The following is a 14,629-nucleotide window of genomic DNA, read 5'->3' on the forward strand; positions in this document are numbered from 1 at the left end:
GGACGGGGAGGTCGCAGGGCCTCTCCACCGAAATACTGCGGCCTCCGGAGAACTCAGCACCCGCCTCGGATGATCCGGATAGCGCGTCGACGTGGAAAGATGTCTCCGGTGACCCCGCTCGAAAGATTGCACAACGACATCACCCGCAGCGGGCTGCTCTTCGAACCGCAGATCGCCGATGACTTCATCCACGGAACCGCCCGAATCCCCAGTGCCGGAGTCGATGTCGCGGTGAACGTCGATCCCGAACTCGCCGACCACCCCGACCCGGATGCCACCGTCTTGCTGGCCGCGATCGAGCGGCTGCTCACCATCACCCCCGAACGCTGGCACCGGATCATCGATTCGATCGCACAGGAGATCGAAGAGGCCGTCGGCGACCAACCCATCGCCGAACCGATCGACCTACGTGATGACCTGACCCTCAGCTCCACCGTCGTCTTCCACGATGCGACCCTGCTGTCCTTCGCCGCCCCGAAACAGTTCCCCGACAGCTGGATTCGAGCCCAACTCGATGAGGATCTCGCCGTCGACGGTGTCGCGGTGGACGACAGGGATGACGATGTCGAGACAGTGGAATTCGAGTCGGTCGACGATCTCCTCGACCACCTCAGCGCGGCGGACAATCCCTGACCCGACCGGCGTGGATCATCACACCAGTGGCTGGTGCTTTCGAATCCGATGCCGCACATAGCCGATCTGCGGGCCGCCGACATTGCGCAGGAACTTGGGCAGGAATCGGTTGACGAAGCCCACGAACTGGAAAAGATGCTCGAAGCGGCGCTGATCCGCCGCGGTCCAGGCCACGCCCATATGCTCGCGCATATGGGGTGCCAGGAATCCGGCGGTCAGAAAGCGCAGTAGGCCGCCGAAGAACAGCCGCAGATACCAGTGGATCATGCGCAGATGTAGCAGGTCGTCGACGTATTGCCGCACCTGCTCATCGATGCTCACCCGCCGGCAGGCATCGAGCCAGTACGCGTCGAAATCGGCCCGGGTCTTGGGCCACATATCCGGGTGTACCTGCAAAGTCGTACCGAGTGCGGCGGCCGTGGAGTAGAACGCCTCGGCCTGTTCGGAATTCATTCTGCCGTGCAGCATCTGGTAGGAATCCTCGAAGCCGACGTACAGGCACGCGGCCACCCACAGCTGGGTATTGCGATCGAAGGCGTTGTATTTGACCTTCGCACTGGGCTGGGACCGCACCTGCCGATGCGCGACATTGACCGCCGCACGCATGGCCTGCTTCTCCTCCTCGGTGCCGAGGATGGCGACTGCCAGATAGGAGGCGGTGGTGCGCAGTCGTTTCCACGGATGCTTCATGAGCGCACCGGATTCCACCGTGCTCTCCACCACGCCGCGTCCGACCTCCGGCCACGCCATCTGCATGGCCACATTCGCCGGCGCGTTGGACAGCCCCCAGAAGTCGAGCGCGTCCGGCAGCTGCGGTAGCCGTTTGCCGCCGACCCGGTGCACGGACGGAATATTGATGCGGGTCTGCTCCAGGGTCAGCGTCGGCGCACTGCCGGGCTCGGGAGTCTTCGCGACCGACATACGACGATGCACGGTGGGCGCGTGATCCTCCTCGATATACGAATCACTCTGCGGGTCGTCGTAATTGGGTTCCCAGCGCGGTGCGTCCAGGGTCATGGTGGTCCCTTCTCGAATCAGCGCGCAGCTCCGCCGGGAGCGACGCGGTCGGTGAAACTGCCGTGAAATCCGGGGAATACGTGCCCGTGCAGGCGCGCGATGGCAAGCGGAGCTCGTTCGATGTCCTTGGCGTCCAAGATGATCAGCGCGGTGCGATGTTCGGCCGCCAGATAGGTCAGGGCCAGAATCCACCCGTCGTCCTCGGCGGCGGTGGCCGATCGCGGCACGAACACCGGCTCACCCGGGAACTCCCCGGCGGTGAACTCATGGCGATGTTCACCTCCGGTGTGATGGTCGAATTTGACTATCGCACCGGCACTTTCGGGATGGTAGGCGGCGAAGTAGCTGAACCGGTGCGCCCGGCCGGTGCGCCGTTCATCGTGCATGGGGAATTCGACCGAGGTGAATTCGCCGAGCTCCTCGCGTTCGACGCGGCCGGTCCGGGTGATTCGCACGCGCACCGGTCGTCCGACGGCGGGCAGGCCGTCACGGAACTTCTTCAGTGCGCCGGTGAGGAATTCGAGCGAGTCGTGGCGCACCACATCGAGCACCACGTCATCGCCGTCCTCGTAGGCGTTGTCGATGTGCACGTAGAGGAAGGGTTCGCATTCGATGATCCGATGCCTGCCGCCATCGCGCGGCACCAGCACGATGCGCATGCCGCGCTCGGGGCGGTACGCGGCGGCATCACCGTGGGTTCCCCTGCCGAGCATGGCAAGTCCCGCTCGCACGGGGTCCACCGTGATCGGCGCGAGCGCGAACACCAGGAAATGCTCGGTGATGGCGAAATCGTGCTGCACGATGACATCGTCGAGCGCGATCACCCCGAGGGTGCGCGCCCGCCCCGCGGGATCCACCCGATAACAGCGCAGTGACGGCGAGATCGTGCGCCCCACAGCCAGATCCAATCCGAAATTGAACAGCTCGCCGGTGACGGGATCGATCTTCGGGTGCGGCGAGAAACGGGACAGGCGCGAGAGTGTCCCGTCGAAGTCGCAGGGGCCCTCGGTGCTCAGGTCGACCGGATCGATTTCCCACGGCCGCCCGACATCGCTGAGTGCGAGCAGCCGATCCGCGTGCACCACGGCGTGGGTGTTGGCGTTATCGGCGGGTGGACGACCGAGATTGGCGCGCAGCCCGGCGGCCTGGCTGTACAGGCCGCGCACGCCCCCGCCTCGATTGCGCTCCTCGGCACGGAATTTCGGTGTTCGCACATAGCGGGACCGGAACCGCACGGTGCCCGCGTCGATGACGAACTTGGTCACCAGCCCGTCCCCGTCGAAGGGGTGTTCGGCGCGGAAGCCCCCGGCCTCGAACCGCGCCGGTCCATTGCGATAGAGCGTGCCGCGCAGCTCGTGCGGAATCGTGCCGGTCACCGCGAGTTCGACCTCCTCGGGGCATTCCACGGCGGGTTCGAATGCGCGCGCGAGCGGGTTGCGGGTTTCGGTGACCGGGGACATGAGCCTTCCTCTCCCTCTGGTTCGGCTCTACGCGCCGTCACGGCTACTTAGAGACGTTGAGATGGTTTCCGCTTCAGTCTCTCAGCGCGAACGCCCCCAGTCAACGCGTATGTTAATGTCAATTCCTCTCCGGGTGGGTTGACCCCGTGAGTGCCGATCAGCCTGTCGTGGCACCAATCGTGCAGTTCCGCACCACATTTCGCCCCGCTCCCCCGTCGCAGCGATCGACTCCGCCGCCGCCGCCGATCACGTCGTCGCCCGGTCCGCAGTCGATGCTGTCGTTCCCGCGACCACCCGATATGCGGTCATTGCCGCCTCCCTCGGTGTAGCCGAACAACTCCGGCAAATACCCGGTGAGCACCGAGACCGGAATCGGCATCCGCTGCACCCCGGGCATGCCGAGCAGTCCCAGCACCAGGCCGTCGATCGTGACATCGAGCGCGGCGACGATATTGTCGCCCTTGACCGGCGCTCCGAGACCGTTCGGCCCATCGCCCAGCACGATGACATCGGCACCGCCCGGGCCGCTGACCGTGGGTCCGAGCGCGGACTGATTGTCACCGACCACGAACCCGGACCCACCGGGCGGTCCGGCGAGAAAGTCGTTGCCGCCCAATCCATTCGCGCCGTAGAAGCTAGTGTTGTCACCGTTCATCGAGAACACCGACCCGGAGGAATCGGTAAGGGTGTCGTTCCCGCCCGGCCCGCTCGCGACGCCGGTGATGGCCCCGTTGTCGCCGACGAAGATTTCCAGATCCCCTGCGGCGTCGGTCAATTGGTCATCGCCACCCGCGCCGGAGGCATTGCCCCGGAACGAGGCGTTGTCTCCGTGCAGGATGTCCACGTTGCCCGGGCCACCGTCGAGTACGTCGTTGCCGCCGTGGCCCGAGACATCGCCGACGATGACCGCGTTATCCCCGGCGATAATGTCCAGATCACCCGGACCGCCCAGCACCACGTCGTTTCCGCCGTCGGAGTCGATGGTGCCCACCAGGGCGAATTGATCGCCGATGACCGCGTCGGTACCCGCCTCGCCGTCCACGAGATCATCGCCGAGGCCGCCGATGACGAAGTCATTGCCACCGCCCCCGCAGATGATGTCATTGCCCGCGCCGCCGTCGATCCAGTCGATGCCGTCGGACCCGACGATCACATCGTCACCCGGGGTCCCTCGGATATACCCGACCCCGACGATGGTGGCCGGGTGACCGTGGCAGCTGGGCGGCTGCGCCGTGGCCGTTCCTCTCGAAAACACCACCCCCGCAACCGATATGGCAAGCAGGACCAGCACGATGCCACCCCGCCCGCGGCTCATCCGATGTCCAGCAGATTCGGCTGCCCCGCCAGATACCGTGCCCGGTCGACCGCCTTGAACGGTTCGAGTTCGGGCGGCCGATAGCCGTTGAACAGCGCCGCGTGTGCCTCACGTGAGCCCGCCGCGTCGAGCAGTGCGTTGACAGCGTGCCGGGCGGCTTCATTGGCGGCCTCCATCGAGGTGAAGTCGATATTCTTGGGTGTCTGAACATAATCCGCGGCCAGGAACAGGTTGGGAAACGCGGTCCGCGCGCTCGGGCGCAGGTCCCACGAGCCGACGGTGTTCAGGAAATAGCGTTCATCGTTGTAGGGCTCATCGGTGCCCAGATCCTGTGCCGCGGGATCGATGAAATAGGACTCGATCATGTCGTCGGTGAGAATGTCCCCGCCGGAATCGTTGAGGTGCATCTTCATCTGCGCCCAGGCGTCGTCGGCGATCTGCTGCGGGGTGCACCGGCTGGCCGGTTTGCCGTACAGCACACCGGGTTCCTCGACCCAATCGGAGATCACCACCGACAGGCAGTCCTGCTCTCGGCCCGATCCCCAGGTCTGGCTGAAGTTCTCCTTCCAGATCTGCCCCTGCGGCAGCGAGACCAGCTTCCACGGCGAGTCGATATGCGCGACATGACCGCGCAGCACCGCGGGCTTGCGGTTGAGATAGAACTGGATCCCGTTGGACCATGAGGTCTGCAACTGCTTCAGCTTCTCGAATTGCGGGTCCCGCGAAGCCAATTCGGAGTCGGCCAGCAGCGGTGTGGCCCGTTCCAGTGGGACAGCGAGCACGAACCAGTCCGCGCGCACCGATTCGGTACCCCGGGGGCCGCGCACCCGCGCTCCGCCGATCCGATCACCGTCCAGATCCAAGCCGACGACTTCGGCGGGCATCCGGAATTCGACCCCGATCGATTCGAGATACCGGACCCACGGGTCGATCCAGGCCTCATTGGTCGGTGCGTTCATCACCCGATTGAGCGGTCCGGAGCTGCCCGGGAGCTGCAGGTATCCGGAGAACAGGATCGATTCGATGCCCTGTCCGGCCGTACGAGCGCTGGCCACATGGGCTTTGAGCGCCTGGATGATCTGCGCGGAGCCGCCGAACACCCGCTGATAGTCGATCGATCGCGACGGAGCGCCGAGGAAGTTCCACCACGACACGTGCTCCCACTGTCCGTATCGCCGTTCATCGCAGCTGGTCAGATACACCAGAATGCGGTCCACGACATAGGCGGCCTCCCACGGCGGAATGAAGACCGCGTGCGCGAGGGTGCCGATCAGCATCTGGCGCAGACTGTCCAGATTGATCTGCCCGGGTGTGTGGATGGGGTCTTCCAGGACCCAATCCGGCAGTCGCCCGGCGCGGGCGAGACTGACATCGGCCAGGGTCTCCAGATTCCCCAGTACGCCATTGGCGTTGCCGGGGAACGGGATTCGGCCCAGCGTATCGGGCAGGTGGCGGTAGAAGCCGAAGTACCCGCGATGCCCGTGCTCACCGGGCAGGTCCCGGCGGCCATCAGTGCCGGTGCCCGGCACATACATGCTTTTGGCCTTGCCGCCGAAGGCTTTTCGCTCGTATACCGTGACGGCGAAACCCCGCTCGGCCAGCTCGTGCGCGGCGCTGAGCCCGGCGACGCCACCGCCGAGCACCGCGACCCGGCCCGCGTCGGCCGCCGCACGCGCGGTGTTCCTCCGAGTTCCGGCGAGCGCCGTTCCCGCCGCTGCGACCCCCGTGACCTTGAGCAGGGTACGGCGAGAAATCGGAGCGGTGCCTGTGTCCAGGCGCGTCGAATCAACCATCCCATTCTCCAACTGCGTGATGATGGCACCTGCCGGGCACGAAAAGCCCGGCGGCGCTGTGGAATTGCCTGGTCGACCGGTAACGAGCCCCATCGCTCGCCGCGGCAGGATCTGCGCGGTTCAGAAGCAGGAAGTTATCTGTAGTTCGCCATGTCGAGACCCCACCCAACGTGCATAAAATGCTACCGATATGCCAGTTAAGTTAGTGATCATTCTGGCGCTGTTCAAGGTCGAGTGGCTAGGGTCACAACCACTCGGTGCATCCCATAGCTGTCCCGTGGATGGCGGCAAAGAGTATGCGCGAGTGCCAGATTCAGCGAGCCGTGCCCGCCGCGGAGTCGGCGTGGTGCCCGTGCTCGAAGCGCTCGCGCAGTGAGGCGTCGATCTCGGGGTAGCTTCTGTTCTTGGCTTCGGGCACGAAGCGGCTGACGAACGTCAGTCCCAGCAGGCAGATGACACCGAAGATCAGGAAGGTCTGGCCTTGCCCGAGCGCACCGGCCAGCGGCAGGAACGCTTGGCTGACAATGAAATTCGAGAACCAGTTGACCGTGGTCGCGGCGCTGGAGCCCTGGGCGCGCAACCGCGGTGGGAATATCTCACCGACGATCACCCAGAACACCGGGCCCAGCCCGCCGGCGAAGCACGCGATGTACAACACCATGAAGACCAGCGACAGCGTCGGACTCATCTGCGCGATGAAGGTCAGCCCGAGCAGTGACACGGTGATCAGCATTCCGAGCAGCGACGCGAGCAGCAGCGCACGCCGGCCGAACCGGTCGACGGTACTCATCGAGACCACAGTCATGATCAGATTGACCAGGCCGATGAACACCGAATAGAAGATCGAATTTGAGGCGCTCAGCCCGGTCTGCTCGATGATCGTCGGAGCGAAATAGATGATGGTGTTGATACCGCCGAACTGTTGAATCGCCGCCATGGTGACCCCGACGATCAACGCCGGGCGCACCCGAGGCGCGAGCAATGCGCGCATACCGGCGGGCTCGGAGTCCTCGGTCGCCTGCTGCTGCTCGTGGAATCGCTCGATTACGCGATCGGCCAACTCGGTCCCCGCGACTCCGGCGACCAGTCCGCGCGCCTGCTCGTCACGCCCGCGCGCGAGCAGCCAGACGTAGGACTCGGGAACCACGAACAACGCGCCCACACACAGCACCGCCGCCGGAATGAGTCCGACCGCGAACATCGCGCGCCAACTCCCACTTCCGGAAAAGCCCAGGTCGACCAGATAGGACACCACGATGCCGACGGTGATCAAGAGCTGATTCATGCTCAGGATCCGGCCCCGGATCTCGGCGGGAGATATCTCCGAGAGGTAGACCGGCACCGTCGCCGAGGCCGCACCGACCGCCAGCCCGAGCACGACACGCGCGATCAACAGCACCCAGTAGTCATGAGCCGCCACCGCGAGCAGTGTGCCGCCGATGAATACCGCGCTCTCGACCGCCAGCGCCCTGCGCCGTCCGAGGCGGTCCGCGATCCGGCCCGCGGACATCGCGCCCACCATCGCGCCGATCAGCAGGACGCTGACGATACTGCCCTGCTGTGCCGAATTCAGCTCGAATTCCGCGCTGATATACAGCAGCGCACCGGACACGACGCCGGTGTCGTAGCCGAAAAGGAAACCCCCCACCGCGATGATCGTCGCCCACGCCACCACCTTGCGTTTACCGGCGGCCGGAATCTGCTCGAGAGGCCCGCGCACTCCCGCATCCCGCGAGAATCCCTGCATAACGCCGCTCCCGTCACCTGGCTATCCGCTGAAGGTTGGGTAGAACGCCGTACCGAGCGTATTACAGTGCTGAGGACGAGCACCGAAGGCAGTGTCCCCGAACCTTGTTCTCCCGGACCGAAGGAGCCATTCGTGAGCACGCTTCCGCTGGATTATCGCAATCGTCCGGTCGCCGTCGTCGGTGCGGGCACTCTCGGTCGACGCGTCGCCCTGATGTTCGCCACCCGGGGTGGGCAGGTGCATATCACCGACCCGAATGCGGAGCAGGGAAAGCAGGCCGTCGACTACGCGATGGGCGAATTACCCGCGGTGGCAGCGAAAGTCGATGGCGGCACGCCGGGGACGGTCACCTATGTGCCCGATCAAGCCGATGCCGTGGCTAACGCCTGGCTGGTGATCGAGGCGGTGCCGGAGAAGCTGGAACTGAAGAAGGCGATATTCGCCCAGCTCGAGACCGATTGCACCGCCGATGCGATCATCGCCTCGAACTCCTCGTCGTACGCGAGTCGAATGTTCACCGACGGGCTGAAGACCAACGATCGCATGCTCAATACGCATTTCTACATGCCGCCCGGGGCGACGGCGCTCGATGTGATGTCCGATGGAAACACCGCCCCCGAGGTGATCGATTTCGTACTCACGACCTTTCCCGAGTACGGATTGCATCCCTTCCACTGCCGCAAGGAGAGCACCGGATTCATCTTCAATCGGATCTGGGCCGCCCTCAAACGCGAATCGCTCGAGGTGGTGTACGAAGGTGTGTCGATTCCGGAGGACGTCGATGCGATGTTCTCGATGAACTTCGGCACCAAGGCCGGCCCTTTCCGGATGATGGACCAGGTCGGCCTGGACGTGGTACTCGATATCGAAGAGCATTACGCGCAGGAGAACCCGAATCTGCCTGAGGGACCGCGCATTCTGCTGCGGAAGTACATCGCCGAGGGCAAGCTCGGAGTGAAGTCGGGCGCAGGTTTCTACGCGGACTATCCGAAGCCGAAGCCGAAGCAGAACTGATCGGGAGGGCCCTTGCCATGACCGAACTGCTCGCACTGGATTTGAAGGCACGCGCGATGCACGCGATCGCCCTGGACGGCAGTCGGGTGCGCACCCTGGTCGAGGGTCTCGACGCCACACCCGACGGCATCGTCGTGGATCACCAACGCCGCCACATCTATTGGACCAGCATGGGCGCGCCGGACGCGCCGTTCGCACCCGGCGGCGAGCCGCCGTTCTTCCATCGCAACGGCAAGATCGAGCGGGTGGACTTCGCCGGGGAGAATCGCACGACCATCGTGCCCGCGGGCGCGTTCACCACCGGCAAGCAGATCACCGCGGATTTCGAGCGAGGCCGGCTGTACTGGTGTGATCGGGAAGGTATGCAGGTACTGACCTGCGCTCTCGACGGGAGCGATCTGCACGCGCTGGTCATCACCGGTAACGGCCCCGAAGATGCTGTGGTGGCACGCAATTGGCCCGTGGGCATCTGCGTCGATCCGGATCGCGGGCTGGTCTACTGGACTCAGAAGGGCGCACCCAAAGCAGGTGACGGCAGGATCTTCCGCGCCCCACTGGAGCTGCCCGAGGGCGCGGACCCGCGCGCCCGCGACGACATCGAACCGCTGTGGCAGGACCTGCCCGAGCCGATCGATCTGGAACTGCTCGGTGACGGCACCCTGGTGTGGACCGATCGCGGCAAAGCCCCCGAGGGCAACACCCTCAACCGCGCCCTCGTCGACCCCGAACCCGGACCGCCGCAGATGCTGTCGAGCGGATACCGTGAGGCCATCGGCGTGGCCGCCGTCGATGAATCTCGTTTCTACGTCAGCGATTTGGGTGGTTCGATTCGTCTGGTCGACCTTTCCGACGGCACCGACGAGGTGATCGCCCGCCCGGGCGGACCGCTGACCGGACTGGCCTTGGCCGATCTGGGATAGTGCGGCCGTGGCCGTATGCCGGGCATGGTGAATCCCGCTGGCAAATAAGAAGACCCGGGTAAGATCGGTGGCCAGCGTGGCCATCGCAGGTTCGGGTCCACTCTCGAGCGGCTCGACGGTGGTTCGCCAGACCGAGGGATGCGCCCATGTCCGACCTGCGCGCTTACGCCGTCTTGACCGCAGTGCCCGCCCTGCTCGCGTTCGGATCGGGAACGGCCACAGCACAACCCGCCGCTGCCCAGCCGCCCATCGCGGACGGTCTGGAAGTTCATACTGTGGCACCGGATCCCACCTCGCTGCGGATGGCAGCACAGTCGATCCCACTGCCGGAGAGCATCAACCCGCAGCTTCGCGAGCAGGCCCAGACCTACCTGGACGGTGTGCAGCAGCAGATCACCAACGCGTACAACGGGATCGGGCTGCCCCGGGTCCAGGCCAATCGGGCCGACTCGGCAATGGCGGGCCAGGTCATCGGCGCGATCATCGGCAAGATCGCGGTATTCCCGCTCGAGATTGTCGGATGCGGAGTCGGTGCGACGGTCGGCGCGATAGCGGGCGGCGTCATCGGTGCGCTTCCGACCGTGGGTGCGGGAGCGCCCGTCGGAGCCGCCGTCGGCGGGGTGGCCGGATGCCTGATCGGCGGTCTGGCCGTGGCCATTCCGGTGGATGTGGTGGGCCTGGCCGGAGGCGCGGCACTCGGTGGGCTCGTCGGTAACGCCCTGGGCACCGACGCGCCCCCGGCAGCCGCTGCCGCGCCCATCGGAAACAGTGCAGCGCCCCAGGCCGATCCGCTGCCATCTGTGCCGGTCGCCGCACCCATAGCGGCGGCAGACACGGTTGCCGCGCTCGCTCCCGCCGCTGACACGGCGGTCACCTCGTTGCGGTCCGCGATTGCGGCCCTGCCCCCGCTCACACCCGACGCGCTCGGCCCGCTCACCCAGCCCGCCAACGATCTACTCGCGGCGGTGCAGGCGGCATTCTGAGCGCACAGTGCGCGAACCGCTGGCCGCCGTGGGCACTTCGGGTCAGTCGGTTTTCAGGTCGGTGAAGGCCGTCGGCCAGTCGAGCTCGGCGGGACCGTCGTACAGTTCGAAGGTCTTGCCGTGCGATTCGGGATTGAGCAGCGCGGCGACCGTCGCCCGAGCAACGGTCTCACGGCTCACACTCCCATCGCCACGATCCCCCTGTTCGAGACGCACACCGCCGGCGGCTGAATTCGTGAGCCACCCGGGCCGCACGATCGCATACGGTGCCCCGCTGTCCCGCAGCACCTGCTCACCGGCCCCGCGAGCGCGGATGATCCCGCAAGCTCCGGATGCTCGTCCGCCCGGGTGATGTAGATCTGCGAGAGAAGAACAACGGGAATCCGCTGCGCCGCAGCGAGTTCGGCAATACGCCCCACCCCGGCATTCATCACCGCATCGGCGCCCGCATCGTCCACGGGCGGCTCGACCGAGACAATAACCCCGTCGATTCCGGTCACGATGCCGGCATCGACCGAACCCGCGAGATCGACCGCGATACTCCGATCGTCCCGAGGACGCCGAGTGCCGACGACCACCTCGTGCCCGAGACCGCGAAGCAGTTCAACCGCTCGCCGTCCGGTACGCCCCGTACCCCCGATAACCAGATATTTCATCATTCTCCAATAGCGCTGGTCCGGATCCGCGCCCACCGGATCACCGCGGGCCACCCTACCGTTGAGCCGCATACGGTTTCATTGCGAATTGTGCACCGCACGGAGTCGGCCTAGCGGTAGCCCGCGTTCGGGAAGCCGCGATGCGCGGCCCACTCATGACCGAGGATCGACATCAGTGTCGCGTCGATCCAGTGGTCCCCGAAGCGGAGCGATTCCCGCAGGACGCCCTCGGCCCGGAAGCCGACCTTCTCGTACGCACGCCGCGCACGCGGGTTGAAGTCGTACACCTCCAGCGAAATGCGGTGTAGCAAAAGCTCTTCGAAGCCATAGCCGACCAGCATCCGGGTGGCCTCGGTTCCCAGCCCGCGGTTCTGCCCGGCCGGTCCCACCAGAATCCGGAAGTTGCAGCTGCGGTTGCCGGGGTCGTACTGGTTCAGGACCGCTTCGCCCACGCACTTGCCGGTTGCCAGTTCGATGATCGCCAGATCGATCCGGTCCGGCTGAGTCGCCCGAGTTGAATACCACCGACGCAACTCGTCGTACTCGGAGGGCCGAAGCGGGGCCAAAGCCGCCGACTCGTCATGCACACTGCCCGTGAGCCTACGAACCTCCGGGTCACCGAGCACCTCGACCATGGCTGGGACGTCGTCTTCGGAGAAGGGACGGAGCTCGACATTCGAGCCCCTCAGAGTGGGTTTGGCGGCAAGAGGTTCGGACACTTGGTCAATTATGGCTCGCAGGCATGGTCGGTGACGAACCGTTATCCACGGCGATTGCCACGCCGCGTAGCGTGGCTAACGGCTACCTATTGCAAGGTTTCTGCTCCTGGGAACCATGCACCGCAAGGGAAAACAGCCTGTCTCTACCTAGCGGGTCCGCTGGCACACTGGGCATGTGGAGAGCACTCTCGCGATACGCCGAGCCACGATCGCCGACTACGACGCCATCATCGCGGTGGTCGATCTGTGATGGGCGACGGCTGATCCGAGCCGTCACCTCACCGAAGAACGCCGTCTCCATCGCTTTTCACAGGGCGATGGGCTTCGACGTCGGCGGCCCGGTCCTGAACTTCAATGGCCCGGACCGGCACATGGTGACATTCGAACTCCACCTACCGGCCTAGCCATCTCCCGCCGGAGGGATGGGGCTAACGCCAGTGATGATCGCCGAGGGCGCTTGCCTCCGAACCGCCGTCGGCGAAGATGATCTGGCCGGTGACGAAGCGGTTGGACTCACCGGCGAGCCAGCAAATGAGTTCGGCGACCCATTCCGGGCGGCCCGGGAATCCGCCGAAAGGTTGGGGCGCGGCGGTTTCCACCGCTCGGCGGATGGTGTCGTCGGCGAAAATCCATGCGGCGGCGGGAGTGTCGACCACGCCCGAGGCGACGGCATTGAGGGCGATCCCGGCCCCGGCCCATTCCGGGGTGGGAGCGGACGTGCGCACCCAGCGGTTCAGCGCGCGCTTCGCGGCTCCGTAACCGGCGGTCGCACCCCCGGCGGCCGGATCGTTGGCGAGGAGGGCGACCGCGGTTGCTTCGTCTCCGTCCAGGCACGCCTGCATGATGCGCTCGTCCGCGGGCGCGAGCGAGGATGTCGACGATACGACAACCGCTCTGGGCGAAGGGCTTTGGGCCAGCAGTGGCCGCAGGCCCGACAGTGTCGCCACGGCGCCGAAATAGTTGGTTTCCAGCATCCCGGTCTTGCCGCCGCCAGCGATCGCGAGTACCGCGTCGATCGGACCGAGCTCGCTGACCTGCTCCACCAGTGATCGCCGCCCCTGCGGCGTCGCGAGATCGGCCTGGACTTCGGCATTTTCGAGATCGCATCCGATCACCGTGGCGCCGCGCTCACGCAGCAATTCGGCAGTAGCCGCGCCGATCCCCGATGCCGACCCGGTCACGACGTAGGTACGTCCGCCGGTCTCCGCCTGCGATGTCATCACTCCCCATCTCATCACCCGACCGGCACCTCTGGTCTATGCCGGAACAACCTCAACACCGTAATCGGGTCGCGCCACCACAAGCTTCTGTACGAGGTCAGCGGCTGATTCGCCCGCGTCCTTGTAGTACACCGATTGGTGTACTACATTTCGCCTCAGCCGTGGCACGTTCGCTGCGGAGTAAGGAGGCGGGTATCCGCCGGATACTGTGCACGATCCAGCAGGGCAGCCTGACGTCATCGCAGTTCCGAGCCGCGGAACGGGCCCTGGGCGAGTCCTATCGCGAGTCACTGGGAACCGACGACCGCACCGTGGTGGTCTGGTGCGAGATCCCCAAGGGCCAGTCCTACACGGAGAACAAGCCTTCGACAATGTCGTGGGTACTCGCCGAAACCGAAGACGGCCTGGACCCGACTCGCCGGGAACACGCGATGCGCGCGCTGAGCCAAGCCTGGAATTCCATCACCGGCGCCGGCCCCAACGACCTCATGCTCGCCCTCGTCGACAGCGCCCTCTTCAGCCGCTACCTCGACCTCAACCGCGCCCGAATCCGCCCCGCCGCCCGCCCGGTATTCCTCCTGCGCACCCTCACCCACCTCGTCGCATCCCGGCTCACCCGGGGCCACCTCGCCATCGCCGCGAACCACCCCGGGAGCTGACATGCCGCTCTACAACGTCGCCTGCCGCGCCCTCCCCGACGCCGTAGCCCACCAGGCCATCGTCGAGGCCATCACCACGACCCACTGCGAAATCACAGCCGCCCCACCGGAATTCGTCAGCGTCGTCTTCCTCCACGGACAGCCGATCCGCACCGCCGTCGAACTATCGGTGATCGCCGGCGTCCGAGGCGGAGGCAACCGCACCCCCGACCTGTTCGCCCGCCTCGAACACACCCTGCAATCCGCCATCGCCACCGCGGCCCACCTACCACCCGGCGCGGTCGAGATCTCCCTCATCGAATTCGCCGCCAGCTGGATCATGGAGGGCGGTGTCGTCCTCCCCGAACCGGGCGAGGAAGCGAACTGGCGCCCGAGCTGATCCCGGACCAGCTGGGGACTAGGCCGTGTTTTGAAAGTAGTTCGTCTGGCGGGGCGCCGCGAAGCGGTGCCCCGCCAGAGGTGAGCTGGAAAGTACTGTCCGCGTTGGCAAATG

General features: G+C 65.7%; 14 protein-coding genes and 1 pseudogene. 6 read left to right on the forward strand and 9 right to left on the reverse strand.

Annotated features, from left to right (window positions below; genetic code table 11):
* Positions 1 to 108 precede the first annotated feature (108 nt).
* On the forward strand, positions 109 to 633 hold the full coding sequence (locus tag AB0L82_RS32750) for a cytochrome C5 (protein WP_364645123.1): 525 nt from the start codon (positions 109 to 111) through the stop codon (positions 631 to 633).
* 18 nt (positions 634 to 651) lie between these two features.
* Here the strand turns inward: AB0L82_RS32750 and AB0L82_RS32755 are convergent, their stop codons facing one another.
* The 5 genes from AB0L82_RS32755 to AB0L82_RS32775 form a co-directional block, all read right to left on the reverse strand.
* The gene (locus AB0L82_RS32755) at positions 652 to 1,554 is read right to left on the reverse strand and encodes an oxygenase MpaB family protein (protein ID WP_364645187.1); all 903 of its coding nucleotides are present in this window, start codon (positions 1,552 to 1,554) and stop codon (positions 652 to 654) included.
* Between the two features lie 113 nt (positions 1,555 to 1,667).
* Positions 1,668 to 3,110 carry a carotenoid oxygenase family protein gene (locus tag AB0L82_RS32760; RefSeq protein WP_364645126.1) on the reverse strand — a complete coding sequence of 481 codons (1,443 nt, stop codon included), beginning with the start codon at positions 3,108 to 3,110 and terminating at the stop codon, positions 1,668 to 1,670.
* Between the two features lie 157 nt (positions 3,111 to 3,267).
* Positions 3,268 to 4,425: a calcium-binding protein gene (locus tag AB0L82_RS32765; protein WP_364645129.1), complete on the reverse strand. Its 1,158-nt coding sequence runs from the start codon at positions 4,423 to 4,425 to the stop codon at positions 3,268 to 3,270.
* Positions 4,422 to 6,218: an FAD-dependent oxidoreductase gene (locus AB0L82_RS32770; protein WP_364645132.1), complete on the reverse strand. Its 1,797-nt coding sequence runs from the start codon at positions 6,216 to 6,218 to the stop codon at positions 4,422 to 4,424. Before AB0L82_RS32770 ends, AB0L82_RS32765 begins: the two co-directional genes overlap by 4 nt.
* 313 nt (positions 6,219 to 6,531) lie before the next feature.
* Positions 6,532 to 7,965: a sugar porter family MFS transporter gene (locus tag AB0L82_RS32775; RefSeq protein ID WP_364645135.1), complete on the reverse strand. Its 1,434-nt coding sequence runs from the start codon at positions 7,963 to 7,965 to the stop codon at positions 6,532 to 6,534.
* 132 nt (positions 7,966 to 8,097) lie between these two features.
* Between AB0L82_RS32775 and AB0L82_RS32780 the strand changes: the two genes are divergently transcribed.
* The 3 genes from AB0L82_RS32780 (at position 8,098) to AB0L82_RS32790 (ending at position 10,882) form a co-directional block, all read left to right on the forward strand.
* Entirely contained in the window at positions 8,098 to 8,979 is an 882-nt protein-coding gene (locus tag AB0L82_RS32780; protein WP_364645138.1) for a 3-hydroxyacyl-CoA dehydrogenase family protein, read from the forward strand.
* A gap of 17 nt (positions 8,980 to 8,996) precedes the next feature.
* Positions 8,997 to 9,899 carry a hypothetical protein gene (locus tag AB0L82_RS32785; protein WP_364645141.1) on the forward strand — a complete coding sequence of 301 codons (903 nt, stop codon included), beginning with the start codon at positions 8,997 to 8,999 and terminating at the stop codon, positions 9,897 to 9,899.
* Positions 9,900 to 10,045: 146 nt separating this feature from the next.
* A complete protein-coding gene (locus AB0L82_RS32790; protein ID WP_364645144.1) occupies positions 10,046 to 10,882 on the forward strand; it encodes a hypothetical protein in 837 nt (278 codons plus the stop codon).
* Positions 10,883 to 10,924: 42 nt separating this feature from the next.
* Here the strand turns inward: AB0L82_RS32790 and AB0L82_RS32795 are convergent, their stop codons facing one another.
* The 4 genes and pseudogenes from AB0L82_RS32795 to AB0L82_RS32810 all read right to left on the reverse strand — a co-directional run bounded on the left by AB0L82_RS32795 (position 10,925) and on the right by AB0L82_RS32810 (position 13,477).
* Positions 10,925 to 11,200, reverse strand: a complete 276-nt coding sequence (locus AB0L82_RS32795; protein ID WP_364645190.1) for an NAD(P)H-binding protein — start codon at positions 11,198 to 11,200, stop codon at positions 10,925 to 10,927.
* Between the two features lie 158 nt (positions 11,201 to 11,358).
* Positions 11,359 to 11,610, reverse strand: a pseudogene (locus tag AB0L82_RS32800) (hypothetical protein); the annotation flags it as partial.
* 38 nt (positions 11,611 to 11,648) lie between these two features.
* On the reverse strand, positions 11,649 to 12,257 hold the full coding sequence (locus tag AB0L82_RS32805) for a GNAT family protein (protein ID WP_364645147.1): 609 nt from the start codon (positions 12,255 to 12,257) through the stop codon (positions 11,649 to 11,651).
* 428 nt (positions 12,258 to 12,685) lie between these two features.
* Positions 12,686 to 13,477: an SDR family oxidoreductase gene (locus AB0L82_RS32810; RefSeq protein ID WP_364645149.1), complete on the reverse strand. Its 792-nt coding sequence runs from the start codon at positions 13,475 to 13,477 to the stop codon at positions 12,686 to 12,688.
* 161 nt (positions 13,478 to 13,638) lie between these two features.
* Here AB0L82_RS32810 and AB0L82_RS32815 point away from each other — a divergent pair, with 161 nt between their 5' ends.
* Both AB0L82_RS32815 and AB0L82_RS32820 read left to right on the forward strand, forming a co-directional pair.
* The gene (locus tag AB0L82_RS32815; RefSeq protein WP_364645152.1) at positions 13,639 to 14,136 is read left to right on the forward strand and encodes a hypothetical protein; all 498 of its coding nucleotides are present in this window, start codon (positions 13,639 to 13,641) and stop codon (positions 14,134 to 14,136) included.
* A 1-nt stretch (position 14,137) separates the two neighbouring features.
* A complete protein-coding gene (locus AB0L82_RS32820; protein WP_364645155.1) occupies positions 14,138 to 14,515 on the forward strand; it encodes a 4-oxalocrotonate tautomerase in 378 nt (125 codons plus the stop codon).
* Positions 14,516 to 14,629 lie beyond the last annotated feature (114 nt).

The sequence above is a fragment of the Nocardia sp. NPDC052001 genome (assembly GCF_040680615.1).
Taxonomy (GTDB): domain Bacteria; phylum Actinomycetota; class Actinomycetes; order Mycobacteriales; family Mycobacteriaceae; genus Nocardia.

Bases quoted from the DNA above. Each gene is read 5' to 3' on its own strand.
- AB0L82_RS32760 (WP_364645126.1), bottom strand. From the start codon at position 3,110: ATGTCCCCGGTCACCGAAACCCGCAACCCGCTCGCGCGCGCATTCGAA.
- AB0L82_RS32755 (WP_364645187.1), bottom strand. From the start codon at position 1,554: ATGTCGGTCGCGAAGACTCCCGAGCCCGGCAGTGCGCCGACGCTGACC.
- AB0L82_RS32775 (WP_364645135.1), bottom strand. From the start codon at position 7,965: ATGCAGGGATTCTCGCGGGATGCGGGAGTGCGCGGGCCTCTCGAGCAG.
- AB0L82_RS32785 (WP_364645141.1), top strand. From the start codon at position 8,997: ATGACCGAACTGCTCGCACTGGATTTGAAGGCACGCGCGATGCACGCG.
- AB0L82_RS32770 (WP_364645132.1), bottom strand. From the start codon at position 6,218: ATGGTTGATTCGACGCGCCTGGACACAGGCACCGCTCCGATTTCTCGC.
- AB0L82_RS32790 (WP_364645144.1), top strand. From the start codon at position 10,046: ATGTCCGACCTGCGCGCTTACGCCGTCTTGACCGCAGTGCCCGCCCTG.
- AB0L82_RS32810 (WP_364645149.1), bottom strand. From the start codon at position 13,477: ATGACATCGCAGGCGGAGACCGGCGGACGTACCTACGTCGTGACCGGG.
- AB0L82_RS32765 (WP_364645129.1), bottom strand. From the start codon at position 4,425: ATGAGCCGCGGGCGGGGTGGCATCGTGCTGGTCCTGCTTGCCATATCG.
- AB0L82_RS32820 (WP_364645155.1), top strand. From the start codon at position 14,138: ATGCCGCTCTACAACGTCGCCTGCCGCGCCCTCCCCGACGCCGTAGCC.